The organism is Pantoea sp. Cy-639 (assembly GCF_011752525.1).
GTDB lineage: Bacteria > Pseudomonadota > Gammaproteobacteria > Pseudomonadales > Pseudomonadaceae > Aquipseudomonas.
In genome coordinates this window covers 18,228-42,139 of the sequence record NZ_VWXI01000004.1, presented here as the reverse complement: position 1 = coordinate 42,139, position 23,912 = coordinate 18,228, and the positions used below count along the sequence as shown (strand labels likewise).

The window sequence follows — 23,912 nt, the reverse complement described above, 5'->3', positions numbered from 1 at the left end:
GAGGGTTCTCCTGCAGACAGTCCTTTAATCCTGCAGGGTAACGCCTAACACAGGCTCATGCCTAACTGCATCAGCGCCAGCCCGCTCGCATGCCAGCCCCACCACACCACCGCCAACACCAGTAATGCAGCGGCGACCAGCAACAGGCGCGCCATCAGCCTACTCATGCCATTCCAGCCTCAAGGCGCGCGACCGGACGCTCGCGCACCGGCCAATTGAGCACTGCGGCCAGCAGACTGAGCAGAATCGAGATCTGCCAGACCAGGTCATAGCTGCCGGTGCGGTCATACACCTCGCCCCCCAGCCAGCCCCCCAGGAAGGCGCCCAGTTGGTGGAACAGGAAGACGATACCGCCCAGCATGGACAGGTTGCGCACACCGAACAGCGTGGCCACGGTGCCGTTGGTCAGCGGTACCGTCGAAAGCCACAACAGGCCCATGGCGATACCGAACAGGTAGGCGCTGTATTGCGTCACCGGCGCCCACAGGAACAACACGATGACCACCGCCCGCAACAGGTACAGCGCAGTCAGCAGGCGCGGCTTGGACATCCGCCCGCCGAGCCAGCCGGCGGTGTAGGTGCCGACGATATTGAACAGCCCGACCAGCGCCAGCACCGTGGTGCCGGTGGTCGCCGGCAAGTGCTGGTCGACCAGATAGGCCGGCAGGTGCACGCCGATGAACACCACCTGGAAGCCACAGACGAAAAATCCCAGCGCCAGCAGCCAGAAACCGGAGTGCGAACAGGCCTCGCGCAGCGCCTGGCCCAAGGTCTGCTCGGCGCCATGGCTGGGCAGCGGACGGTCGCGCAACAGGCCAACGAAAGGCACGATCAAGGCCACCAGCAACCCCAGCACCAACAGCGCGGACGACCAGCCCAACCACTGGATCAGGCCCTGGGTGCCCGGTAGCATGGCGAACTGGCCGAAGGAGCCCGCGGCACTGGCGATGCCCATGGCCATGCTGCGCTTCTCGGGCGCCACCGCCCGTCCGACCACGCCCAGGATCACCGAGAACGAAGTGCCGGACAGGCCGATACCGATCAGCAGGCCAGCGCTCAGCGACAACGACCAGGGCGAGTCAGCCAGAGCCATCAACACCAGGCCGGCGGCGTAGAGAATGCCTCCGACGATCACCACCTTGGCCGCGCCGAGACGATCGGCCAGGGCCCCGGTGAACGGCTGGGTCAGCCCCCAGATCAGGTTCTGCAGGGCGATGGCGAAGGCAAATACCCCACGCCCCCAGCCGAATTCGCCGCTCATCGGCGCCAGGAACAGCCCGAAACCATGCCGAACACCCAGCGACAGCGCCAGGATCAGCGCCGCCCCCAGTAACACCCACCCACTGGTCCGCCATACGGAAGTCATTGTCGTTGTCTCCAGCACATCGCAAGGGCTATACGGGTATATACCCGCTTTTAGTCGTGATTCATCAGGCCAGGCGCTCCAGCAGACGCACCAGTTCGTCGCGCGCGCCTTCTCCCAACTTTGCCACCAGTTGGGCCTGGGCCCGCTCCCAGGCCGGGTGAGCAGCCTCCAGCCGCGCCCTGCCCGCCTCGCTCAGCAGCACCAGGCGGTTGCGCTGGTCGTCACCGTCGGCCAACTGCACCAGCCCTTCGGCCTCGAGCACTCGCAGGTTGCGCCCCAAGGTACTGCGCTCCAGGCCCATGGCCTCGGCCAGGCTGGTGATACTCGGACGATCGAGCCGCTGCACGTGACGCAGCAGGGAAAACTGGGCGACATTGATGTCGAAGCCAGCAAGGGCTTCGTCGTAATGCCGGCTCACCCCACGGGCAGCGCGACGCAGGTGGGTACAGATGCATTCACTGGTCAGCATGGTTACGTGTATATACCCGCACCTTGGATGTTGCAAGAAGTTTCAAGGCTGTCCAGAGGCCCGCAAACGGCGCAGTATCGGCTCGAACAGCACCGTGGGCTGACGTGCCAGAGGATCCCGAGTGCCCTCCTCCACGGCCTTCCAGTAGCGCCATGGCACCTTGGCGGTGCCCAGCTCGTAGTCCATGCCGTCCCAGCTGTCTTCGCGAAAGCTGTAGAACGCCCAGTGCAAATGCTGACGATCCAGCACGCTCAGGACATCCTCCAGGTACTGCCGACAACCTGGCAGGCGGCGCATGCAGCCGAACTCTCCGACCACCAGGCGCGACCTTGGCACTGAGTGGGCGTCGGCCCAATCCACCGGCAAGCGCAGATAGTCGGCGACTCGCGCGCCATTCCACTGCTGCCGCCAGCCTGCGAAAGGCACCATGCCCGGGTAGTCGTTGGGACGCTTGCGCAAGAGATTGGGCGCGCTGGTGGCGGCATAGGGTTCATACATGTGCACGCTGTACAGCACCCGCGCATCGTCCAGCGCCTGCGGCCAGTAGCCGAAGGCATCGGCAGCGGCATACCAGCCGGCATCGACCATCACCGGGGTCTTGCCGTCGACTTCACGGATCGCCGACAGCAGCTGCCGGTACAGCGCCGGCAGGTCCCGCGCAGTGCCTTGCTGGCGGGCATACCACTGGCGCATCGCCGCCTGGCTGGCGTGTTCGGCCAGGCCACCCTGCTTTTCCGGCGCTGGCTCGTTGATCAGGTTATAGGCGGCCACGGCCGGATGGTTCTTGAGTGCCAGCGCCAGGTCATGCCAGAAACGCCCGGCCTGGGCCCAATAGCGCTTGTCCTGCCACAGGCGGTCGTCAAACTGGTCGTGGTTGTTCTGCGCCCAGCGCATGCCAGGCAACGACAGCGGCGTGATCACCACTTTGAGGCCGGCTGCGTGAGCGCGATCGAGGACCGCGATCAATTGCTTCAGGTCGGCAGAAGACAGGCCCTGATAGTCATCGGCATTACCGAGCAGGAAGTCACGGCCAGCCGGCCGCCACTTGTCATAGGAAAGGCGCACCCAACTGGCGCCATAGCCTTTGAGCGCATCGAAATAGGCCTGGTCCGGCGGCAGGCGATTGAAACTGTTGCCGCCGTGGCGGGGGGTGTTCCAGAAATTGATCAGGTCGGCGGCGCTGGCTGGCATGGCGGCCAAGATCAACACGAAGGCAAGGATACGGCAGTGCATGGCTTGACGTCCTGGCGGAGGGAAGGAGGACACGAGCATAAGCGCGATAGCTGGTAGCGCTTTCCGGATCAGATGTCAGATCGTTCCTGGGAATGGTAGATCCAGCCTGACCGTCGAGCAGGCGCCTACGAGACGGCCAGTGCCAGGCTCACCACCACCACCAGCTCCAGCAACTCGAGCAACGCGCCCGCCGTATCGCCGGTGGTGCCCCCCAGACGCTTGCACATCAGGTGTCGCAGCCAGCCGAACGCCAGCCCCGCAGACAGCAGGCTCAACAACGCGGCGCGGCCACCCAGTGCCAGGCAGGCCAATGTGCAGGCCAGCAACACCCAACAAGCGGACCGTCGCGGCACGTGCTCGGCCAGCGCCGCCCCCAAGCCACCGGCCCGCACATAAGGTGTGCCCAGGAACAATCCAAGCATCGCCGCCCGCCCTATCACCGGGGCCAGCAGCAACAGGCCTGCGGCCCCTTGCTCGACCAGTACCCACAGCGCACAGAACTTGAGCAGCAGCACCAGCACCAGGGTCACCACGGCGATCGGCCCGCTACGCGGGTCCTTCATGATCTGCAGCGTGCGCTCGCGATCGCCGAATCCACCCAGCCAGGCATCGGCGCTGTCGGCCAGACCGTCGAGGTGCAGCCCGCCACTGAGCAGTACCCACAGCGCCAGCAGCAGTGCCGCATGCAAGGGCACCGCCACACCCTGCAAGAGCCCGCTGGCCAACCACAGCAACAAGCCGAACAGCAGCCCGACCACCGGGTACCACAGCAGCGAACGCCCCATCTCGCGGGGCTCCGGCATACCCGGCAGACGCACCGGCAGGCTGCTGAGGAACTGCAGGGCGATCCAGAACGGCGTCATCTCACACCACCTCGAGCAAGCGGCCGTCCGCAGCCAGGGCCAGGCGTGCCAAGGCCCCATGCCCGACCTCGACCTGCAGCAGTTGTTCGCGCGGCAGGCCCCGGGCCCGCGCCAGCAACAGGCGCATCACGCCGCCATGGGTGACCAGCAGCACGCGCCGGCCTGCGTGGCTCACGGCCAGCGCGTCGATGGCCGCGATAACCCGCTCGGCAAACGCCGCGACGGGCTCGCCAGCCGGCGGCGTGAATGCGTAGGGATCGCTCCAGAACCGGCCCAGGGCATCCGCCTCGGTCTGCATGATCTGCGCCGCGCTGCGCCCTTCCCAGTCGCCGAAATGCAGTTCGCGCAGCGCGGCCTCGCGCCGTACCGGCAAGCCCAGGCGCGCGCCCAGCTCGTCGGCGAACAGCGCGCAGCGCTGCAAGGGCGAGCTGATCAGCGCGTCCCAAGGCCCCGCCGTAGCCACCGCCTGGCGCATCTGCGCCCAACCGGCCGGCGTCAGGGCGTCGTCCAGGCTGCCGCGCAAGCCGCCGCCCTGCTCGGTCTCGCCGTGACGCAACAGGTCGAGGATCATGCCGGCCGATCCGCCACTGCAGCCTCGGCAAAGGTCGCCATCTGCCCATGCAGGGCGCAGGCCAGCCGGATCAGCGGCACCGCCAGGGCAGCGCCACTGCCCTCGCCCAGACGCAGCCCCAGGGCCAGCAAGGGCTCGGCCTCGAGCGCGGCCAGCAGCGCCTTGTGCCCGGGCTCTGCCCCTTGATGGGCAAACAACAGCCAAGGGCGGCATTGTGGATTCAGGCGCACCGCCACCAGGGCCGCGACACTGCAGATGAAACCGTCTACCAGCACCGCCACGCCTTGCTGGGCACAGGCCAGGTAGGCGCCGACCAACGCGGCGATCTCGAAGCCGCCAACGCACGCCAGCGCCCGCAATGGCTCGTCCGCGCGCAGGCCATGCAGCACCAGGGCACGCTCGATCACGTCTGCCTTGTGACGCACACCCGCGCTGTCCAGGCCGGTGCCCGGGCCGCTCAGCTCCCGCGCCGGACAACCCAGCAAGGTGCTGGCCAGGGCGGCGGCGGCAGTGGTGTTGCCAATGCCCATCTCGCCGCCGATGAACAATTGGGCGCCGTCATCGAAGGCGTGCAGCGCACTGTCTCGCCCCGCCTGAAGGGCCGCGGCCAGCTGAGTGTCGGTCATGGCCGGCTGACGGGCAAAGTTGGCGGTACCGGCGCCCAGACGCAGATGATGCACCCCCGCCAGGGCAAGACCTGGCTCGATGGTGCCGAGGTCGACCACCTCCAGGCTGGCCTCCAGTTGGCGCGCCAGCACGCTGATCGCGGCACCGCCGCCGACGAAGTTGCGCAGCATCTGTCCGGTCACTGCCTGCGGATAGGCGGAAATACCCTCCTCCACCACGCCATGATCGCCAGCGAAGATGCTGATGGCGACCCGCTCCAGGCGCGGACGCTCACGGCCCTGCAGGCCGGCCAGGCGGACCGCCAGGTCTTCGAGCTGGCCGAGGGAACCGGCGGGTTTGGTCAGTTGCTGCTGACGGAGACGGGCCTGGTCCATGGCGGCGGTATCGAGGGGTTGGCAGGCATCGCGCCACCACATCTGGGTCATAGAGCGGGTCCTTTGAGCATGAGGGGAAGACCGGCCACGGTCAGTACCACGCGCTGACAACGCGCGGCCACGGCCTGGTGCAGCCAGCCGGCGAGATCGACATAGCGCCGGGTCAGCTCGCCCATGGGCACCACGCCCAGGCCGGTTTCGTTGCTGACCAGGATGAGCGTGCCGGGCAGGTGTTCAATACAGTCAAGCAGCGCGTCGCGCTCCTCGACCAGGCGCTGCTCGTCCTCGAGCATCAGCAGGTTGGTCAGCCACAGGGTCAGGCAGTCCACCAGCAGGCAACGCCCTTCGCCGGCCTCTGCACGCAGCACACGGGCCAGAGCCAGGGGCTCTTCGATCAGCCCCCATGCCTCCGGACGCCGCTCGCGGTGCAGGCGCACGCGCTCGTTCATTTCACCGTCCAGCGGCTGGCTGGTAGCGATATAGGTCACCGCCAGGCCACTGTCGCTGGCCAATTGTTCGGCCAGGCGGCTCTTGCCCGAGCGGGCACCGCCGAGGATCAGGCTATGCATGCTCGACGACTCCGCACAATTGGCGCAAACGCGCAGTATCCAGGTGTCGCTCGACCAGATCGGCCAAGCGCTCGATGTCACGCTCGCGCAAGGCTTCGTAGTCGATGCTCTGCGCCTCGGCCAATCCTGCCCAGCGCAGCAATGCAGCGCACGACTGGCTGCCTTCGAACAGCCCGTGCAGATAGGTGGCAAGGATCTGCCCATCGGCACTGAGCGCACCGTCGGCTCGTCCATCGGCCAGTTGCACGGCAGGCCGTTGCAACGCCACGCCCTGGGTGACGCCCGCATGAATCTCGTAGCCCGAGACCGGCGCCTGCTCGAGCCCGAGGATGCCCGATACATTGCGCAACTGCTTCTCGGCCTCGAGCACGGTGCTGTAGTCGAGCAGGCCAAGGCCATCGCTGGAACCGGCCGGTCCCTCCAGGCCCAGCGGATCATGAATCTGCATGCCCAGCATCTGCAGCCCGCCGCAGATGCCGATCAGCTTGCCGCCATAGCGCAAGTGACGGGCGATGGCCGTATCCCAGCCGCGCTCGCGCAATTGCGCCAGGTCGCCGCGCACGCTCTTGGAACCGGGCAGGATGATCAGGTCGGCAGGTGGAATCGCTTGGCCAGGCCCGATGAACTGCAGGTCCACCTGGGGGTGCAGGCGCAGCGGGTCGAAATCGGTGTGGTTGCTGATGCGCGGCAGCACCGGGACGATCACCTTGAGCAAACGCCCGCCCTTGGCCGCTTGACGCGTGTCGATGCCGTCCTCGGCCTCCAGGTGCAGGTCGGTGACATAGGGCAGCACGCCCAGCACCGGTTTGCCCGTGCGTTGCTCCAGCCAGTCCAGACCTGGTTGCAGCAAGGCAATGTCACCGCGGAAGCGGTTGATGACGAAGCCCTTGACCCGCGCCTGCTCGCTCGGCGACAACAGCTCGAGGGTACCGACCAGATGGGCGAAGACCCCGCCGCGGTTGATGTCGGCCACCAGGATCACCGGACAGTCGACGGCTTCGGCGAAGCCCATGTTGGCGATGTCCCCGGCACGCAGGTTGATCTCGGCCGGCGAGCCCGCGCCTTCGACCATCACCACCGGGTAAGCCGTGCGCAGCCGCTCATGGGACGCCAGCACTGCCTGCATCGCGATCGCCTTGTAGTCGTGGTAGGCGACTGCGTTCATGCTGGTCACCGCGCGGCCATGGACGATCACCTGGGCGCCGGTGTCGCTGTTGGGCTTGAGCAACACCGGGTTCATATCGGTGTGCGGCGCCAACCGGCAGGCCTGGGCCTGTACCGCCTGGGCACGACCGATCTCGCCACCGTCGGCGGTCACTGCGCTGTTGAGCGCCATGTTCTGTGGCTTGAACGGCACCACGGCGATGCCCTGGCGCAGCAACCAGCGACACAGCGCGGTGACCAGCGTGCTCTTGCCGGCATCGGAGGTGGTGCCTTGCACCATGAGGGTGGTCATGCCGATTCCTTCTGGTAGTCCGCCAGGGCCAGGGCCAGGCGTTGCTCGTCCGCCGCGCTGGGCGGCAGGCCCAGGCGCAGCGCTGGCGGCTGTTCGAACAGGCGTACCAGGATGCCGCGCCGGGCGAGAAAGTCATGCAGGTGCGCGGCCTGTTCGCCACGCACGTACTGGAACAGATCGCAGCCGCCGCTGGGGGCCAGGCCGGCGTCGCCGAGCAGGCGCGCCAGGCGCTCGCTGGCGAGGTGGCAACGGTCGATCTGCGCCAGGTGCGCGGCCTGATCGGCGAAGCAGGCCTGCCCCAGCACCCGGGTCGGACCACTGACGGTCCAGGGCCCGAGGGCCTCGGCCAGCGCCTGCAGCACCTGTGCCTGGGCCATGACAAAGCCCAGTCGCACACCGGCCAGGCCAAAGAACTTGCCGAACGAGCGCAGCACGATCAGCCCTGGCCGCCCGGCCTGCTCGACCACGCTGTACTGCGGCGTGTTGTCCATGAACGCTTCGTCCACCACCAGCCAACCACCGCGCTCGGCCAGGCGCGCATGCCAGGCCAGCAGGCGCTCGCGAGACACGCGGCGGCCAGTGGGGTTGTTGGGGTTGACCAGCAGCAGCACGCCAAGGCTGTCGAGCGCCGCTTCGACCTGGGTCTCGTCCAGCTCGACCAGCACATGTCCGGCGCGCTGCCAGGCATGTGGGTGCTCGGCGTAGCACGGCGACAGCACGCCAATCCGGCCTGCAGGGCGCAACAGCGGCAACGCCTGGATCGCCGCCTGCGAACCCGCCACGGCCAGCAGCGCGCTGACGCCATAGTAGCCTCGCGCCGCCTGCTCCAGGCCATCTTCGGTCTCCGGCAGACGGGCCCAGGCGTCCAGGGGAATATCAGGCACCGGGTAGGCCCAGGGTGCGATTCCACTGGACAGATCGAGCCATTGCTCGCGGGCGATCCCGTACTGCCTCACCGCCTTCAGCAGGCGGCCTCCGTGCTCAAGCATCCAGATACGCTCCCAGGACGACCACCAGTAGCCACAGCCACACACCACGCTGTACCAGCCTCCAGCCACGGGCGATGGATTCGGCGTCGGCCATGGGGCCATCGCCCAGGCGCGGTCGCTCGTGCAACTCGCCGTGATAGACCGCCGCCCCCCCCAGTTCCACCCCCAGCGCCCCGGCACCGGCGGCCATCACCGGACCGGCGTTGGGGCTGTCCCACAGCGGTGCCTGGCGACGCCAGCAGTCCAGGGCCAGGCACGTCTTGCCCAGTAGTGCATAGGTCAGGGCCACCAGGCGGGCCGGAATATAGTTGAGTACATCGTCGATACGCGCCGCGCACCAGCCGAAGCGCTCGAAGCGCTCGTTACGGTAGCCCCACATGGCGTCGAGGGTATTGCTCAGGCGATACAGCACCACCCCGGGCGCACCTGCGACGGCAAACCAGAACAACGCGGCGAACACCGCATCGCTGCCGTTTTCCAGCACCGATTCGGTGGCGGCCCTGGCCACGGCAGGTTCGTCCAGTTCACGGGTTTCGCGGCTGACCAGATAACCCACCCGCCGCCGCGCTTCTTCGAGGTCGCCCTGACGTAGGGCCTGGGCCACCGGCAACACATGCTCGCCCAGGCTGCGCAGGCCCAGCGCGCAGTACAGCGCCAGCACGTCGACCAGCCAGCCGACGTAGGGTAGCCAGGACAACAGCAGCGCCAGCACCGTGAGCGGGATCACCGCCAGGAACCAGGCACTGACGCCATGGCTGCGCCAGCCCCGACCACCCGCATTGAAGCGCCGCTCCAGGCTCGCCGCCAGGTTGCCGAAGCCCACCAACGGGTGACGGCGACGCGGCTCGCCGAGCAGGGCGTCCAGCGCCACGCCCGCAACCATCAGCAAGGCCATGCTCATGAGCGCTCTCCCCATTGGTTCTCGTACAGCATCTCGCTCAGGGGCCGTTGTTCGGCCCACTGCTCCAGCACCAGCATCGGCGCCGGATAGAACGCCTCCACGGGGCCCAGGCACAGGACCGCCACCGGCTTGGCCCCTGCCGGCATGCCCAGCAGTCGGGCCAGCGCCTGCGGGTCGAACAGCGACACCCAGCCCATGCCCAGGCCTTCGGCACGGGCCGCCAGCCACAGGTTCTGGATGGCGCAGGCCAGCGATGCCAGGTCCATCTCGGGCAGAGTGCGCCGCCCGAAGATGTGCGGTTCGCGGTTGTCCATCAACGCAGCCACCAGCACTTCGGCGCAGTCGTTGATGCCTTCGACCTTGAGCTTCATGAACTCATCGGAGCGTTCGCCCAGCGCCTCGGCAGTCCGCACCCGCTCCTGCTCCACCAGCGCCTGGATGCGCGCGCGCAGCTCGCTCTGGCTGATACGGATGAACCGCCACGGCTGCATCAGGCCGACACTGGGTGCCTGGTGGGCCGCGGCCAGCAGGCGCTGCAGCAACTCGGGCGCTACCTCGCCCCCGGCGAAATGGCGCATGTCCCGACGCTCGCCGATAGCCCGGTAGATCGCCGCGCGGTCGGCAGCACTGTAGGCGTGATCGCTCATGGTCGCAGCAGCGCCGCCGCCGCATCGGGGTTGGAAGGAAAGTAGAAATGCACGTAGGAAGCGGTCAAGCGCCCCTGGCGGTACACCGCCTCGTTGCCTCGCCCGCCGTTGGGGCTCGAGCCACGGGCGATCGGCGCCAGCTCGGTGCTGGTCAGCGAGTGATGATAGGTATGCCCACGCAGCGTGCCTTCCGGCAGTTCCACGGCCTGCAGGGCCAATGCCGCCAGGCGTTTCTGCATGGTCGCCTCGCCTGCCAGCAGGCCGAGCAACTCGGCGCGTTCGCCCGCCACATCGGTCAACGCATCGAGCAGGTAGAGCATGCCGCCGCATTCGGCCAGCAGAGGCTTGCCCTGGGCATGATGGGCGCGGATCGCCTCGAGCATCGGCGCATTGGCCGCCAGCGCGTGGTGATGCAGCTCCGGATAGCCGCCTGGCAGGTAGAGGCTGTCCACTGCCGGCAACTCACGATCATGCAACGGCGAGAAGAACGCGAGCTCTGCGCCAAGCCCTCGCAGCAGGTCAAGGTTGGCGCCGTAGGTGAAGGCGAAGGCCTCGTCGCGAGCCACGCCGATACGTACCCCCGCCAACGCAGCGACCACGTCCTGGTGCTCAGGCGCGGCAAAGCTCACAGGCGGCGGCAAGGCCGCATCGCAGCTCGCACCCAGCGCTTCGGCGGCGGCATCCAGGCGCATGTCCAGATCATTGAGCTCGCTGGCCTGTACCAGCCCGAGGTGACGGCTGGGCAGCTCGATGCCACGTTCACGGGACAACCCGCCATACCAGCGCAGGCCTTCGGTGAGGCTGCCTTCGAGCAATTGCGCATGGCGCAGGCTGCCGACCCGGTTGGCCAGCACCCCGGCGAACGGCAGGTCAGGCTGGTAGCGCGCCAGGCCCAAGGCCAGGGCGCCGAAAGTCTGAGCCATGGCCGTGCCGTCGATCACCGCCAGCACCGGTACGCCGAAATGCCGCGCCAGATCGGCGCTGGACGGCGTGCCGTCGAACAGCCCCATGACCCCTTCGATCAGGATCAGGTCGGCATCGGCTGCCGCTTCCCACAACAGCCGCCGGCTCTCGTCGGCACCGATCATCCACAGGTCCAGTTGGTAGACCGGCGCGCCGCTGGCACGTTCGAGGATCATCGGGTCGAGAAAGTCCGGGCCGCACTTGAACACCCGTACCTTGCGCCCGAGGTTGCGATGCAATCGCGCCAGGGCGGCGGTGACGGTGGTCTTGCCCTGGCCAGAAGCCGGCGCGGCGATCAGCACCGCGGGGCAGTGACGGGGTCCACTCACAGCTCGACGCCCTTCTGCGCGCGGATACCGGCCTGGAAGGCGTGCTTGAGCATGCCCATCTCGGTCACGGTATCGGCCAGGTCGATCATTTCAGGCTTGGCGGCGCGACCGGTGACGATCACATGCTGCATCGGCGGACGCGCCTGGATATCGGCAAGCACCTGGTCGAGGTCGAGGTAGCCATGCTTGAGGGCAATATTCAGTTCATCGAGTACCACGAACTGTACCGACGAGTCCTGCAGCAACTGCCGAGACACGGCCCAGGCCGCCTCGGCGGCGGCAATGTCGCGCTGGCGGTCCTGGGTTTCCCAGGTGAAGCCCTCGCCCATCACGTGGTAACGCACCTGCTCGGGGAAGCGCCGGAAGAACAGCTCCTCGCCGGTGCTGTTGCGGCCCTTGATGAACTGCACCACACCACACTGCATGCCATGCCCAAGGGCGCGGGCGAGCATGCCGAAGGCCGAACTGCTCTTGCCCTTGCCGTTGCCGGTCAGCACCAGCAGCAGGCCGCATTCATTGGGGGCGCTGGCGATACGCTCGTCAATGAGCGCTTTCTTGCGCTGCATACGCGCCAGGTGGCGTTCGTCGCGTTCGGGGGATTCGCTCATCAGGGGTCTCCGCTGGCTGCCGCGCCGGGCGGCAGGTAAAAGGCGGCAGACGGAGAACGCGCAGGGACCGTGGCGTACGCCACATCGCTCCGCGCATCACCCTCCGTGATGCCGTTGGCTGTTGCAGGCCGGTCTCCGGGCTTGTGAGCGGGCGCCTGGCCCGTGCCTGCGCGCCTTCCCGGACACTTTGATCCAGTGGCCCTGCGCGGCCTTCGACTCACCTACCGTTGCGGGGGCAGCGCCGGAATCGCGCCCATCATGGCGCCCACCGGCTTCCCAGTTTCACCCTGTCGAGCGGCAGCTCGCAGGGCACCTGAAACACGCCGCGAAGGTTAGAGGGTTGCACCGGGAGCGTCAATCGAGCGTGGGCCGATCTGGCCTGGATCAATGGCCAATCTGCCAGCTTGTGCCACACTCAAAGCAGTGATATCACATAGCCATCATTTTGATCCCGAGAACAATGACAAGGAGCGCGCAACATGCAAGGCCTGATCATCAACAACCCGCGCCTGGAGTTCCTGCGCCCCGCCCTGGAACGCTGGGTCGACTGCATCGACCGCTTCAATCAGGTCCAGGGCGACAACGAAGCCCCGTACTGGCATGGCGCAGCAGCCAACACCGGGTTGCTCGCCGCCGCCGCGTGGCAGGCCGAGCTGGTGGCGCTGCAACAATACCTGAGTAAAAAGCAGCGCGACGAAGGCGAACGCGAGGGACGCGGCGACCTGTCCATCAGCAGCGCCGAGGAGTCCATTCACTTGCACGCCAGCCAGCGCTGGCCGCGCATCGCCCGCCTTGACCTGACAGCGGCGCTGCAGGAGACCACCAGTACCGCCAAGGCCCTCGCCTACGCCAGCCAGCTCAAGGCCGGCGCCCTGTTCGTCACGCCCTGGAAGGCCGGCCAGCACGCCAGCCCCGAGGAGTTGCAGGATCTGGTCGACGACTTGCAAAAGCACACCGCCTGCGCCATCGCCTGGTACTTCCCCTACGCCTATCGCAAGCTGCACAACGAGCTGGGGCAGTATTACCCAGGCGTGGCGCTGCTGCTCAAGCAGGGCTGAGGACACGCCACTGCGGGTGACTATGCCTCAGCGCCGACCACCATCGGCAGGGAAGAACCGCTGCGCCACCGCCTGGCTCCGGAAATGCCCAAGGTAGGCTGCCCGATTGAAGGGCTGGCCGGTCCGCAGGTCATGCACGATTGCCGTGCCAGGCCCGGCCACCTGGCCAAGCTGTACACGGATGAACCGGTAGCCCTCCCCGTATACCTGCTGCAGTCCCTCGATCCGAAAGTAGTTCCCTGGCAGAAACAGGGTTTCCGCTTCCATCGGGTAGATCGAGAACGGGCTGATCGGTATTCCACTCTGGTACCGCTGCGCCGGCAGTTCGAAAATCACCGAGCTGTCATCGAAACTGCGGATCGCGCCATCCGCTTCTTCTCCGCTGCCGGTGGAAGCGAACTCGCTGGCCTTGAAGGGATTCTCGGTAAAGGAACTCACATCGCTATTGACCAGAACATCCCCCACTTGCAGGCGACCGCTGCGATAACCTTCGCCCCCGGTGCCCCGCGCAGCGTTACCGCCGCGATACAGCGTGGCCGCGTTGCTCCTGGGCAGCGCCTCCAAGGTGTCGGCAAGACGCCCGATATAGTCATCCATGTCCGGATGCGCGTAGGTGCCGTAGCGGAACACATCGTTGACGTTCGAAGCCTTGTGGGTGTAATCCTCGATCAACGCGTTGGAGAACTGCCGCCCCTGGCGAAAGGAATACACCGGCTGACCTTCGACCAGTACGCATGGCAAACCACGGGAATCAAGATTGAAGGCCTGCCCGGGCAGAAGCTCGACAACCCCGGCGCCAATCAACACGTCTTTCTGCCGCACGATGGCCTTGGTCGACAGCTTGGCGCTCTGCCACTGATCTGTCCGGCAGTAGGTATCCCAAAGCTCCGAGCGCAGACTGGACAGCTGCGCAGGCACCGGGGGAGCGCCACCGAGCAACCGGGGCGGCTCCAGCAACTCCCACTCGCCCCGAGCGCTCAGCCGCACGGGATGCAGTGCTGCGAATGCGAACGGGTTGTCCGACGGCACAATCAACCAACAGGACAATTCATGGCTATAGCGCACTCGATAGACCAAGCCATTGAGGGTGATCCAGCAACTGCCGTCATTACCTACACGCACACCACGCAAACGACCGCTTTGCACCAGCTCGCCCGCCACCAACCCATTGACCTCAAGCCCCTCGACCGGCAGGCTGGCGCTGCGGACCTCCTGCCACTGCCCCAACGACGCCCTCAACTCGTGGGGCGGCGCTTCATAGGCGAGCGAGGCGAAACTTGAGGTAAAACTGATCTCGACCATGTTCAAGGCCGTGTACAGGCTATCGAGCATTGCGTCACGCAACGCCCCGCGGCGCGCCTGCTCGTCTGCGGCACCGACTGCGGCGTCCACATCCAACCCCACCTTACCGATACCGGCCCCCAAGAGCGTGAGGCTCATGGGCCAACCCAACGGTGCGAAGCCACCGAACACCTTGAGAAACGCCGACAGATACCCACGCCACATCGCCTTGCGCAGGTCGGCATTGCTCTGGATGACCTGCTCGGCCTGGCGCATCTCGATTGACACCTGATCGACCAGCACATCAAACAACGACTTGTTCGGCTCACGCTTGAACAGCGATAGCGCCACAATGGCCATCTCATCGGAGCGACTATCGGCAATTCCCTGCAAGCACACCTTGATCAACTGCCTGCCGGCGGCATCACGCGGATTGACGTGCGCCCCTTCGACAAAGGCCTGCAGCGCCTCGGCAGATTGCAGATGCTTGCGCAGCCAGCGGGCCATGGCCAACTCGGATGCGAATCCACGCACGGCCTCATGCGACCAAGGCATGTACAGCACGACGCGGCCATCCGTAGCCATCAGGCTGTACAGGCTCCCCCGGTCGGCCTCGCCAAAGACATAGCGGCTGACAGTCAACGGCGAGCGGGTCGCGTCCTCGCGCAATAACGCCAGGGTCGGCAGCACGCCTGTCGTCAAGCCATCCGCCACCACCGCGCGCAAGCGCCCCCAGTCTAGCTGGGTTATAAAGCCACTGCTCAGCGCTGCTGCGGCCTGCCCGAGCAGATTGATCTTGGCCATGACTCGGAAGTGTTCCCCGTAACTGGACCAGAAGTGCTGGATCGCAGCCTGGTAGACCTCGGCAAAGTCCAGCGCCCAAAGGTCTTTCTGCACCTCGCGCCCCAACAGGCGAACTTCATTTCGCTCGTCGAACTGCCCAACCCACGCCCCCTGCCTGTAGAAGCCACCGACCTGATCCAGTTCATCGGAGGCATCCTGAAAGTACACATCGAAGCGCTCGATCACCAACTCGGTCAGGTGTACCGACCTGGTCGGCGCCTGCGAGTGTTTCCAGCCATTGAAGGTGTTCGGACTGCTACTGCCACTGTCGAACTGGTGCCACCAGACGAAACGAGGATCCATCGCCTTGCCGGTATGCTTGAGCAGGATGCGCGCCGCTTCTCGGTTCGCCAGGACATAGGGATCAGGATATTCACGGACGATCTCGTCCACCAGGGCCGCCAGCGGCCGCCCTGCGTCCAGTACGTCGAGGCTGCGCTCGACCCGTTCCTTGATGGTGCTCATGAACCGCTCCGGGGATGTCTTTATCGAACAGACATCCTGACCGGGGCAACGCGGCAAAGAGCGGTAGAGGGATAGTGCAGGCGGACCCAGTCAAGGGGCCACCCGTCTTGTCAGGGGTTCTGCGCCAGGTGCCCGGGCGGCAGCACGCGCTTGGCCTGCAGGTAGGCACGGGACCAGTAGTTGCTGGACAGGTAGTCCAGCCGCACGGTACCGCCGGTGGACGGCGCATGCACGAAACGCCCCTCGCCCACATAGATGCCCGCATGGCTGACCTGCGAACCTCCGCCGGTGGCGAAGAACACCAGATCGCCGGACTGCAGGGCGGCGATATCCACGTTCGGGGCACGCATGACGATCATGTCACGGGTGGTACGCGGCAAGCTGATGCCCGCGGCGTCACGGTAGACATAGCCAATCAGGCCGCTGCAATCGAAGCCCGAGTCCGGCGTGTTGCCACCCCAGCGATAAGGCGTGCCCACCAGGCCGATGGCGCGGAACAGCACGTCGTCCGCCGCAGGCGAGGAAGGCTGCTGGCTGAAGGTCACGACCGGCTTGCTCGGCGGCATCTGGGTCGGCGCACGGCCGGAACAGGCCGCGAGCAGGGCCACGAAGCTGAGAAGTGCGAAGCGCGCCAACATCGCCATGATGGGAACGTCCTGTCAAAACCTTGCGGCCGCGGCCGAAGATGAAAAGAGTTGAGAAATTAGATTAGACGCTTTCTGTAAATGCGCACGGCGGCGAGCTTTTTTCAGCTACGCCGCCGTGGCAGGGTACAGCAATTTGATATCAAATCAATTGCGCGAGATCGTGGTCGGCGCCATGGCGAGCGCACGTTTGGCCTCGATGAAGGTCTTGCTCCAGTAGCGGTCGCCCAGGCTGTCGATACGCACGCCACCGCTGCGGCGGCTGCTGGAGTGGATGAACTGGTTGTCGCCCAGGTAGATGCCGGCATGGCTGACGCGGCCACGGCCATTGGTGCTGAAGAACAGCAGGTCACCCGGCTTGAGTTTGTTGCGCGCGACTTTCGGCGCATCGACGTTGATCATCTCGCGGGTCGAACGCGGCAGGTTCATGCCGGCTTCCTCGCGGAACAGATAGCCGATGAAGCCGCTGCAGTCGAAACCGGACTTCTCCGAGGTACCGCCGAAGCGATAGCGGGTGCCGATCAACGCCATGCCACGCTCGAGGATGCTGTCCGCCAGGACCGGCAGCTGGTAGGGCTTGCCGTTGCTGGAGAAGGCGTCCATGTCTTCCTCGGTGGCCAGGTCTTCCTCGCTGAATACGGAGGAAGCCGACGCTTTGGCCTTGGTCGACTGTGCGGCGATCTGATGTGGATCCTGCTGTTGCGAGACCGGGCCTTGGGAGGCGCAACCGAACAACAGGGTGACAAGTGCAAGTGGCACGAGGGGTGCGAAGCGCTTCAGCATGGGCACGACCGTGTCTGTAATCCTTTAGAAGGGGGAAACTATGCCTTCTATCAGGACCATTTGCAAATTTTATCGAAAAAGATGTGACTTTTCCGTTTTGAAGCTCTGGTGCCGTGTTTTCAGGGGCTTACCAGCCCAGGGTTTCCTTGAGGAAAGGGATGGTCAGCTTGCGTTGGGCCTGCAACGACGCCTGGTCGAGCCGCTCGAGCAGGTCGAACAGCGCGCTCATGCTGCGCGTCCCCCGGGTCAGGATGAAGTGTCCGACCTCGTCGGTCAGGTGCAGTCCGCGACGCGAGGCGCGTAGCTGCAAGGCGCGCAGCTTGTCTTCGTCGGACATGCCGCGCATCTGGAAGATCAGTGCCAGGGTCAGGCGTGACTTGAGGTCGGCCAGCTTGATCGGCAATTCCCGCGGCGAACTGGACGCTGCCAGCAACAGGCGCCGGCCACTGTCGCGCAAGCGGTTGAACAGGTGGAACATCGCCTCCTCCCAATCAGCCTTGCCGGCGATCACGTGGAGATCATCGATGCACACCAGTTCGTACTGCTCGAGGTGATCGAGCAGTTCGACGCCACGGTCGAGCAGTTGTGCCAACGGCAGGTAGACGGCAGGTTCACCCAGTTGCTGGAAACGATGGGTGGCGGCCTGCAATAGATGAGTACGGCCTACGCCCTGTTTGCCCCACAGGTAGATGAGGCTCTCGGTCCAGCCGGCGTCGGCTTCGCATAGCCGCTCGACGTAGCCCAATGCCGCGGCATTGGCGCCCGGGTAGTAGTTGATGAAGGTGGCGTCGTCACGCAGACGCACACCCAGGGGCAACTGGATCGGTTTCATGCTCGCGGGCGGTCGCGGGGACCGCAGGGGGCCTTTGGTGAACAGTGTGCAAAGTCTATACCCGCAACGCGAACGGCACAATCGGCGAGGGGAATAGCACAAGGAAAATCAAGCAGTTGCGCTGCAATCACGACAAGAATCGGTAGACGCCAACCGCGTCGGCGCCTACCAGGGAGGGTCATAGGTCCGGATCGATATCCCCGGCGTACATGTCCGATTCCTTGTACAAGCCGTGCACATGCCGCAGCAGCACCATGATCACCGCCGCCACCGGCAGCGCCAGCAGCACACCGGTGAAGCCGAACAGCTCGCCACCGGCCAGGATCGCGAAGATCACCGCCACCGGGTGCAGGCCGATGCGATCCCCCACCAGCAGTGGCGTCAGCACCATGCCCTCGAGCGCCTGGCCGACCAGGAACACGGCAACGATCGCCAGCATCGGGTACAGCTCGCCGCCGAACTGGAACAGCCCGGCAACCAGTGCCGCACCGATGCCGATGATGAACCCCATGTACGGCACGATCGCCGCCAGCCCGGCGAGCATGCCGATCAGCAGGCCCAGTTCCAGCCCCACCAGCATCAGCCCGGTGGAATAGATGACACCCAGGGCCAGCATCACCAGCAACTGGCCACGCACGAAGGCGCCGAGCACTTCATGGCATTCACCGGCCAGCCCTACCACCTGCGCCTCGCGCTGACGAGGCAGCAGGCTGCGCAGCTTGGCCATCATCAAGTCCCAATCACGCAACAGGTAGAACCCCACCACCGGGATCAGCACCAGGTTGGCCAGCCAGCCGATCAGCGCCAGGCTCGACGCGGTGGCCTGCGACAGCAGCACGCCGACGATGTCGGTGGTCTGCCCGACGTGCTCGCCGATGGCCGCCTTTATCTTGTCGAACTTCCAGAAGCCATCAGCCAGGCCCAGGCGGCTCTGCACCCAGGGCAGGGCCACGTGCTGCAGCCAGTCGAGCATCTGTGGCGCCAGTTCGTACAAGCGCACCAGTTGCTTGGCCAGCATCGGGATCAGCACCAGCAGCAAGGCCAGGAACACCAGGGTGAACAGGCTGAACACCACCACCACGCCCCAGGTCCGCGACAGGCCGGCACGCTCCAGGCGGTCGACCAGCGGATCGGCCAGGTAGGCCAGCAGGATGCCCACCAGGAACGGCGACAGGATGTTGTGCAACAGGTACAGCAGCACGGCGATCAGCAGGGCAGCCCCCAGGCCGATCCAGCGACGAGTGTCGATCATTCGCGGTACTCCTTACCAACGAAAACGCAGGCCATCGAAAGGTTTGGATGGTGCGGCCGGCGAGCCCTCGGGCACCGGCGGCGTGGCGGCAACGGGTTGTGCCGGTAGTTCCTGCAACCGGGCCAGGCCCAGCTGAGCACGCAATTGTTCGCGATTGCCGCTTACCGCGTAGGTCAGGGTAGCGCCGTCAGCCATCAGCAAGCGGGCCCCGTAGGGTTCCAGCACCCGTCCCAGTTCGGCGTAATGGGCCAGGTTCATGCCCTGTACCTGCACCTGCAGGTCGCTGCTGGCGCCCGGGCGAGTGACATAGCGTGGCGCCAGGCGGTTGCTCACCGCCAGCATCACCGCATCGGCCAGGGCCGCCTGGTCGGCACCTTCGGCATTGCCCTGCTCACGCTGGTCGCCCAGCCACAACTGCCACTTGCCCTGCCACTTGCCATCGGCCTCGTGGGCGTGCACGGCCAGCAATGCATTGGCGCCGTAGCGCTCGGAGGCTTCGCGCAACGGTGCCGGATCGGTGCCCTCCAACGTGCTGGCCGTGGCCACCAGTTGCTCCTGCAGGTCGGCCAGCGGCAGGCGCAGCGGCAAACCACGGTGCTGCGCGGCGCGGCGCAGCGGCTCGGCGCTGGTCTGACCGTCGCCGATCAGGCTGCTGCCGTCGACGCTATCGTTCAGCCACCAGCCGAGAATGGACGGCCGATTGCTACCCCACAGCGCCAGGCCGGCCTGGCGCAGGGCGCGCTCGGTACTGCCAGGATCGAACTCGACCAGCACCGACTCGGGCGGGCCGGCTTCGCTGCCGACCTGATTGATGATCTGCTGCGGATCCTTGCGCAGGGCGGCCAGTGCCGGGCTCTGCAGAGCCTTGGGCTCGCCGGTCAGGCGCAGCACCAGGGTGTCCAGGGCCTTGGCAGTGGCCTGGGCACGGGCCTCGCCGCCCTGCCCTTCGAGGGGCTCGCGAACCTGGTAGAGGCCGGAAACCGCTTCGGCCTGCGCCACGGTGCAGACCGCGGCCAGGCAACCGGCGGCGAGGAGATTGAAAAGACGCATGAAGGATTCCTGTCCAGATGACCAAGGGGCGATACGCCCGAACCTGTCGCTGTGACCGCGCGGCCACGGAAAATGCTCAGCAGGATACGCATCGCCATGCGTATACCTTATACAGGCCCTGGCACGGCAACCAGCCACAGACCGTGAAACACCGTTTTTTGCCCACAATTGCAGCCTGCCCGTCGGCCTGAGGATGGCCGCTTGAAGGCAACCCTGATAAAATCGCGCGCCTTCGCAGACCAGTGACGAACAGGCAGCCGCACTCTTTCCAGTCGGCCTTGGCCGTCCCGGTCGTTTTCTATGAGTCCCTCCCTCTAAAGGCCTGGATCAATGAGCAAGCAACCCTCCCTGAGCTACAAAGACGCCGGTGTAGACATCGACGCCGGCGAAGCACTGGTCGAACGCATCAAGGGCGTCGCCAAGCGCACCGCACGCCCTGAAGTCATGGGTGGCCTGGGCGGCTTCGGCGCCCTCTGCGAGATCCCGGCCGGCTACAAGCAGCCGGTGCTGGTCTCCGGCACCGACGGCGTCGGCACCAAGCTGCGCCTGGCACTGAACCTGAACAAGCACGACAGCATCGGCCAGGACCTGGTCGCCATGTGCGTCAACGACCTGGTGGTGTGCGGCGCCGAGCCACTGTTCTTCCTCGACTACTACGCCACCGGCAAGCTCAACGTCGACGTGGCCGCCACCGTGGTCACCGGCATTGGCGCCGGTTGCGAACTGGCCGGCTGCTCGCTGGTCGGTGGCGAGACCGCCGAGATGCCGGGCATGTACGAGGGCGAGGACTACGACCTGGCCGGTTTCTGTGTCGGCGTGGTGGAAAAATCGGAAATCATCGACGGCTCGAAAGTGGTCACCGGTGACGCCCTGATCGCCCTGCCGTCCTCCGGCCCGCACTCCAACGGCTACTCGCTGATCCGCAAGATCCTCGAAGTGTCCGGTACCGACATCGCCAACACCCAGCTCGACGGCAAGCCGCTGGCCGACCTGCTGATGGCACCGACCCGCATCTACGTCAAGCCGCTGCTGCAACTGATCAAGCAGACCGGCGCGGTCAAGGCCATGGCCCACATCACCGGCGGCGGCCTGCTGGACAACATCCCGCGCGTACTGCCGGAAAACGCCCAGGCCATCATCGACGTGGCCAGCTGGCAGCGCCCGGCGGTGTTCGACTTCCTGCAGGCAAAAGGCAACGTCGACGAGCACGAAATGCACCGCGTGCTGAACTGCGGCGTGGGCATGGTCATCTGCGTGGCCCAGGACCAGGTCGACAACGCCCTGAACGTGCTGCGTGCCGCTGGTGAGCAGCCGTGGGTCATCGGCCAGATCGCCGAGGCCGCCGAAGGCGCCGCCCAGGTCGAGCTGCACAACCTCAAGGCACACTGATGCCCTGTAACGTAGTCGTGTTGCTGTCGGGCTCCGGCAGCAACCTGCAAGCGCTGATCGACAGCAACAGCAGCAGCGACAGCCCGGTACGCATCGGCGCGGTGATCTCGAACCGCGCCGACGCCTACGGACTGGAACGTGCCAAGGCGGCCGGCATCGATACGGCGGTACTGCCGCACACCGATTTCGCCGGCCGTGAAGCCTTCGATGCCGCGCTGATGGCGCTGATCGACGGTTTCAAGCCCGACCTGGTGGTCCTGGCCGGTTTCATGCGGATTCTCAGTGGCGGCTTCGTGCGCCACTACCAGGGCCGACTGCTGAACATACATCCGTCACTGTTGCCGAAGTACAAAGGCCTGAACACCCATCAGCGTGCCCTCGAGGCCGGCGATGCGGAACATGGCTGCAGCGTGCACTTCGTCACCGAGGAACTCGACGGAGGGCCTCTGGTCGTACAGGCTGTGGTTCCGGTGGCCACGGACGACACCGCACAGGCGCTCGCCCAGCGCGTGCACCTGCAGGAACACCAGATCTACCCGCTGGCGGTGCGCTGGTTCGCCGAAGGACGCTTGCGTCTGGGCGAACAGGGTGCATTACTGGATGGCCTGCCGCTGCCGGCCAGCGGTCACTTGATTCGATCCTAGGAGAACTTATGCGTCGCGCCCTGCTCTTGGCACTCGCCGTGCTCGCCCTGCCCCTCCAGGCAGCTGATCTGAAGCCCTTCACGGCCAGCTACACGGCCGACTGGAAGCAGTTGCCCATGAGCGGCACCGCTGAACGCAGCCTGGAAAAGAAAGCCAACGGTCTCTGGGGGCTCAACTTCAAGGCCTCGATGATGATCGCCAGCCTGACCGAGCAAAGCACCCTGCGCCTGGACAACGATACCCTGCTGCCGCAGACGTATCACTTCGAGCGCGGCGGCCTGGGCAAGGCGAAGAAGATCGACCTCGACTTCGACTGGACCAGCAAGAAAGTCACCGGCAGCGACCGTGGCAACCCGGTCAACCTGCCGCTGAACCGCGGCGTTCTGGACAAGTCTTCGTACCAGCTGGCCCTGCAGCATGACGTGGCCGCTGGCAAGAAGAGCATGACCTACCAGGTGGTCGACGGCGACGAAATCGACACCTACGACTTCCGCGTGCTGGGTACCGAGAAAGTCGCCACCAAGGCCGGCCATGTCGATGCGGTCAAGGTCGAGCGCGTGCGCGACCCGAGCCAGAACAAGCGCATCACCGAGCTGTGGTTCGCCAAGGACTGGGACTATCTGCTGGTACAACTGCGCCAGGTCGAGACCGACGGCAAGGAGTACGTGATCGTGCTGCAGGACGGCACGGTCGACGGCAAGGCGGTCAAGGGCAACTGATCGCCACCCGGCAATACCCGAAGCCCCGCCTCGTGCGGGGCTTTTTCATGCCTTCGTCACGCTGTCGCAGGGCAAGCCCGCTGCCGCGACAGGGCCCGTACATGAAACTTGTTTCATCGCCGTTTTATTTACTTAGCCTGCTAACAAATTCTATAAAGAGGGTGTGCGACACACTGTCGCAGCCAACTGAAGAAGTGGAGTTTAGCGATGACAGTCCAAGTAATCGAACGCGACGAATCGAAAATGTCCCACGAAGGCCTGGCCGCTGGCGTGCGGATCTGGGAAGTGCATCAGCAAGGCCAACTGGTCGGCATGTTCCACGAAGAACACCAGGCCCACCAGTATCGCCAGGAACTGGAAACCCTCGAGCACCAGCGCGAGTCGCAATGACCCCGGTCTTCCCATGAAAAACCCCGCCTAGGCGGGGTTTTCGTGTTTACCACATCAGATCGTCAGGGATCTTGTAGGCCGCGTACGGGTCGTCCTCGTCCGCCTCCTCGACGTGGGTGTTGAGCAGCAGGATGCGATTGGGGTCACGCTCCTGGATCTTCACCGCCGCCTCGCGAGGAATCACCTCGTAGCCGCCGCCATGCGCCACGATCGCCAACGCGCCGTTACTCAGCTTGCTGCGCATCAGGGCATTGACGGCGATACGCTTGACCTTTTTGTCGTCGACGAAGTTGTAGTAGTCCTCGGTCGTCAGCTTGGGCAGGCGGGTCGCCTCAATCAGCTGCTTGATCTGCGCCGCGCGGGCCTTCTGCTCGGCTTTTTCCTGGACCTGGCGATTCAGCTCCTGGTCCTTCCTGGCCTTTTCGGCCATGGCCTCCTTGGCCTGGCGCTGCTGGGTGTCATCCACCTCGACCTGGCCTTTGTGCTCCAGGCGCTTTTGTTTCTTCTCGGCTTTGTTGGTCTGGGAAACCTGTTTCTGGTTGACCAGACCGGCTTTGAGCAATTGATCGCGAAGGGAAAGGCTCATGGGTGTTCACT

26 protein-coding genes and 1 riboswitch are annotated in these 23,912 nt (G+C 65.5%); of the genes, 5 read left to right on the top strand and 21 right to left on the bottom strand.

From position 1 onward, the window contains the following. Positions 1-44: 44 nt before the first annotated feature. The 14 genes from F3J43_RS24000 to cobO all read right to left on the bottom strand — a co-directional run bounded on the left by F3J43_RS24000 (position 45) and on the right by cobO (position 11,965). Entirely contained in the window at positions 45-167 is a 123-nt protein-coding gene (locus F3J43_RS24000; RefSeq protein WP_286184378.1) for a hypothetical protein, read from the bottom strand. After that, positions 164-1,366 carry an MFS transporter gene (locus tag F3J43_RS06430; RefSeq protein WP_166883981.1) on the bottom strand — a complete coding sequence of 401 codons (1,203 nt, stop codon included), beginning with the start codon at positions 1,364-1,366 and terminating at the stop codon, positions 164-166. The genes F3J43_RS24000 and F3J43_RS06430 overlap by 4 nt, the downstream gene beginning before the upstream one ends. A gap of 64 nt (positions 1,367-1,430) precedes the next feature. Beyond that, entirely contained in the window at positions 1,431-1,835 is a 405-nt protein-coding gene (locus F3J43_RS06425) for a MarR family winged helix-turn-helix transcriptional regulator (protein WP_166883980.1), read from the bottom strand. Positions 1,836-1,877: 42 nt separating this feature from the next. Further along, positions 1,878-3,068: a glycoside hydrolase family 5 protein gene (locus tag F3J43_RS06420; protein ID WP_166883979.1), complete on the bottom strand. Its 1,191-nt coding sequence runs from the start codon at positions 3,066-3,068 to the stop codon at positions 1,878-1,880. 125 nt (positions 3,069-3,193) lie between these two features. Continuing rightward, positions 3,194-3,931 carry an adenosylcobinamide-GDP ribazoletransferase gene (locus F3J43_RS06415; RefSeq protein WP_166883978.1) on the bottom strand — a complete coding sequence of 246 codons (738 nt, stop codon included), beginning with the start codon at positions 3,929-3,931 and terminating at the stop codon, positions 3,194-3,196. 1 nt (position 3,932) lies between these two features. After that, complete coding sequence (gene cobC / locus F3J43_RS06410; RefSeq protein ID WP_166883977.1) at positions 3,933-4,502, bottom strand: alpha-ribazole phosphatase family protein; 570 nt, start codon at positions 4,500-4,502, stop codon at positions 3,933-3,935. After that, positions 4,499-5,554 (bottom strand): nicotinate-nucleotide--dimethylbenzimidazole phosphoribosyltransferase, encoded by a 1,056-nt coding sequence (cobT, locus tag F3J43_RS06405; RefSeq protein ID WP_166883976.1) that lies wholly within the window; start codon positions 5,552-5,554, stop codon positions 4,499-4,501. Before cobT ends, cobC begins: the two co-directional genes overlap by 4 nt. Next, a complete protein-coding gene (gene cobU, locus F3J43_RS06400) occupies positions 5,551-6,072 on the bottom strand; it encodes a bifunctional adenosylcobinamide kinase/adenosylcobinamide-phosphate guanylyltransferase (RefSeq protein ID WP_166883975.1) in 522 nt (173 codons plus the stop codon). The genes cobT and cobU overlap by 4 nt, the downstream gene beginning before the upstream one ends. Further along, complete coding sequence (locus F3J43_RS06395; RefSeq protein ID WP_166883974.1) at positions 6,065-7,528, bottom strand: cobyric acid synthase; 1,464 nt, start codon at positions 7,526-7,528, stop codon at positions 6,065-6,067. The genes cobU and F3J43_RS06395 overlap by 8 nt, the downstream gene beginning before the upstream one ends. Next, positions 7,525-8,517 (bottom strand): threonine-phosphate decarboxylase CobD, encoded by a 993-nt coding sequence (gene cobD / locus F3J43_RS06390; RefSeq protein ID WP_166883973.1) that lies wholly within the window; start codon positions 8,515-8,517, stop codon positions 7,525-7,527. The genes F3J43_RS06395 and cobD overlap by 4 nt, the downstream gene beginning before the upstream one ends. Then, on the bottom strand, positions 8,510-9,418 hold the full coding sequence (gene cbiB, locus F3J43_RS06385) for an adenosylcobinamide-phosphate synthase CbiB (RefSeq protein ID WP_166883972.1): 909 nt from the start codon (positions 9,416-9,418) through the stop codon (positions 8,510-8,512). The genes cobD and cbiB overlap by 8 nt, the downstream gene beginning before the upstream one ends. Next, a complete protein-coding gene (gene bluB, locus F3J43_RS06380; RefSeq protein ID WP_166883971.1) occupies positions 9,415-10,065 on the bottom strand; it encodes a 5,6-dimethylbenzimidazole synthase in 651 nt (216 codons plus the stop codon). Before bluB ends, cbiB begins: the two co-directional genes overlap by 4 nt. Then, the gene (locus tag F3J43_RS06375) at positions 10,062-11,357 is read right to left on the bottom strand and encodes a cobyrinic acid a,c-diamide synthase CobB (RefSeq protein WP_166883970.1); all 1,296 of its coding nucleotides are present in this window, start codon (positions 11,355-11,357) and stop codon (positions 10,062-10,064) included. The genes bluB and F3J43_RS06375 overlap by 4 nt, the downstream gene beginning before the upstream one ends. Then, a complete protein-coding gene (gene cobO, locus F3J43_RS06370; protein ID WP_166883969.1) occupies positions 11,354-11,965 on the bottom strand; it encodes a cob(I)yrinic acid a,c-diamide adenosyltransferase in 612 nt (203 codons plus the stop codon). The genes F3J43_RS06375 and cobO overlap by 4 nt, the downstream gene beginning before the upstream one ends. 109 nt (positions 11,966-12,074) lie before the next feature. Further along, positions 12,075-12,297: riboswitch (cobalamin riboswitch) on the bottom strand. A 147-nt stretch (positions 12,298-12,444) separates the two neighbouring features. Between cobO and F3J43_RS06365 the strand changes: the two genes are divergently transcribed. After that, positions 12,445-13,023, top strand: coding sequence for a hypothetical protein (locus F3J43_RS06365; RefSeq protein WP_166883968.1), 579 nt, complete (start codon positions 12,445-12,447; stop codon positions 13,021-13,023). A gap of 27 nt (positions 13,024-13,050) precedes the next feature. Here the strand turns inward: F3J43_RS06365 and F3J43_RS06360 are convergent, their stop codons facing one another. From F3J43_RS06360 to F3J43_RS06335, 6 genes are all read right to left on the bottom strand, one after another. Beyond that, complete coding sequence (locus F3J43_RS06360; protein WP_166883967.1) at positions 13,051-15,612, bottom strand: dermonecrotic toxin domain-containing protein; 2,562 nt, start codon at positions 15,610-15,612, stop codon at positions 13,051-13,053. Positions 15,613-15,722: 110 nt separating this feature from the next. Next, positions 15,723-16,256, bottom strand: a complete 534-nt coding sequence (locus F3J43_RS06355) for a C40 family peptidase (RefSeq protein WP_166883966.1) — start codon at positions 16,254-16,256, stop codon at positions 15,723-15,725. 147 nt (positions 16,257-16,403) lie between these two features. Continuing rightward, the gene (locus F3J43_RS06350) at positions 16,404-17,039 is read right to left on the bottom strand and encodes a C40 family peptidase (RefSeq protein ID WP_166883965.1); all 636 of its coding nucleotides are present in this window, start codon (positions 17,037-17,039) and stop codon (positions 16,404-16,406) included. A 127-nt stretch (positions 17,040-17,166) separates the two neighbouring features. Further along, complete coding sequence (gene hda, locus F3J43_RS06345) at positions 17,167-17,871, bottom strand: DnaA regulatory inactivator Hda (RefSeq protein ID WP_133331767.1); 705 nt, start codon at positions 17,869-17,871, stop codon at positions 17,167-17,169. Positions 17,872-18,049: 178 nt separating this feature from the next. After that, positions 18,050-19,123 carry an AI-2E family transporter gene (locus tag F3J43_RS06340; protein WP_166883964.1) on the bottom strand — a complete coding sequence of 358 codons (1,074 nt, stop codon included), beginning with the start codon at positions 19,121-19,123 and terminating at the stop codon, positions 18,050-18,052. A gap of 12 nt (positions 19,124-19,135) precedes the next feature. Beyond that, positions 19,136-20,173, bottom strand: coding sequence for a DUF2066 domain-containing protein (locus tag F3J43_RS06335; protein ID WP_166883963.1), 1,038 nt, complete (start codon positions 20,171-20,173; stop codon positions 19,136-19,138). A 330-nt stretch (positions 20,174-20,503) separates the two neighbouring features. Here F3J43_RS06335 and purM point away from each other — a divergent pair, with 330 nt between their 5' ends. From purM to F3J43_RS06315, 4 genes are all read left to right on the top strand, one after another. Further along, the gene (gene purM, locus F3J43_RS06330; protein WP_166883962.1) at positions 20,504-21,562 is read left to right on the top strand and encodes a phosphoribosylformylglycinamidine cyclo-ligase; all 1,059 of its coding nucleotides are present in this window, start codon (positions 20,504-20,506) and stop codon (positions 21,560-21,562) included. Then, the gene (gene purN, locus F3J43_RS06325) at positions 21,562-22,206 is read left to right on the top strand and encodes a phosphoribosylglycinamide formyltransferase (protein ID WP_166883961.1); all 645 of its coding nucleotides are present in this window, start codon (positions 21,562-21,564) and stop codon (positions 22,204-22,206) included. Before purM ends, purN begins: the two co-directional genes overlap by 1 nt. An 8-nt stretch (positions 22,207-22,214) precedes the next feature. Then, complete coding sequence (locus tag F3J43_RS06320; RefSeq protein ID WP_166883960.1) at positions 22,215-22,925, top strand: DUF3108 domain-containing protein; 711 nt, start codon at positions 22,215-22,217, stop codon at positions 22,923-22,925. A gap of 207 nt (positions 22,926-23,132) precedes the next feature. Then, positions 23,133-23,315 carry a hypothetical protein gene (locus F3J43_RS06315; RefSeq protein WP_166883959.1) on the top strand — a complete coding sequence of 61 codons (183 nt, stop codon included), beginning with the start codon at positions 23,133-23,135 and terminating at the stop codon, positions 23,313-23,315. 46 nt (positions 23,316-23,361) lie between these two features. Here the strand turns inward: F3J43_RS06315 and F3J43_RS06310 are convergent, their stop codons facing one another. Then, the gene (locus tag F3J43_RS06310) at positions 23,362-23,901 is read right to left on the bottom strand and encodes a DUF2058 domain-containing protein (protein WP_166883958.1); all 540 of its coding nucleotides are present in this window, start codon (positions 23,899-23,901) and stop codon (positions 23,362-23,364) included. Between the last annotated feature and the right edge of the window lie 11 nt (positions 23,902-23,912).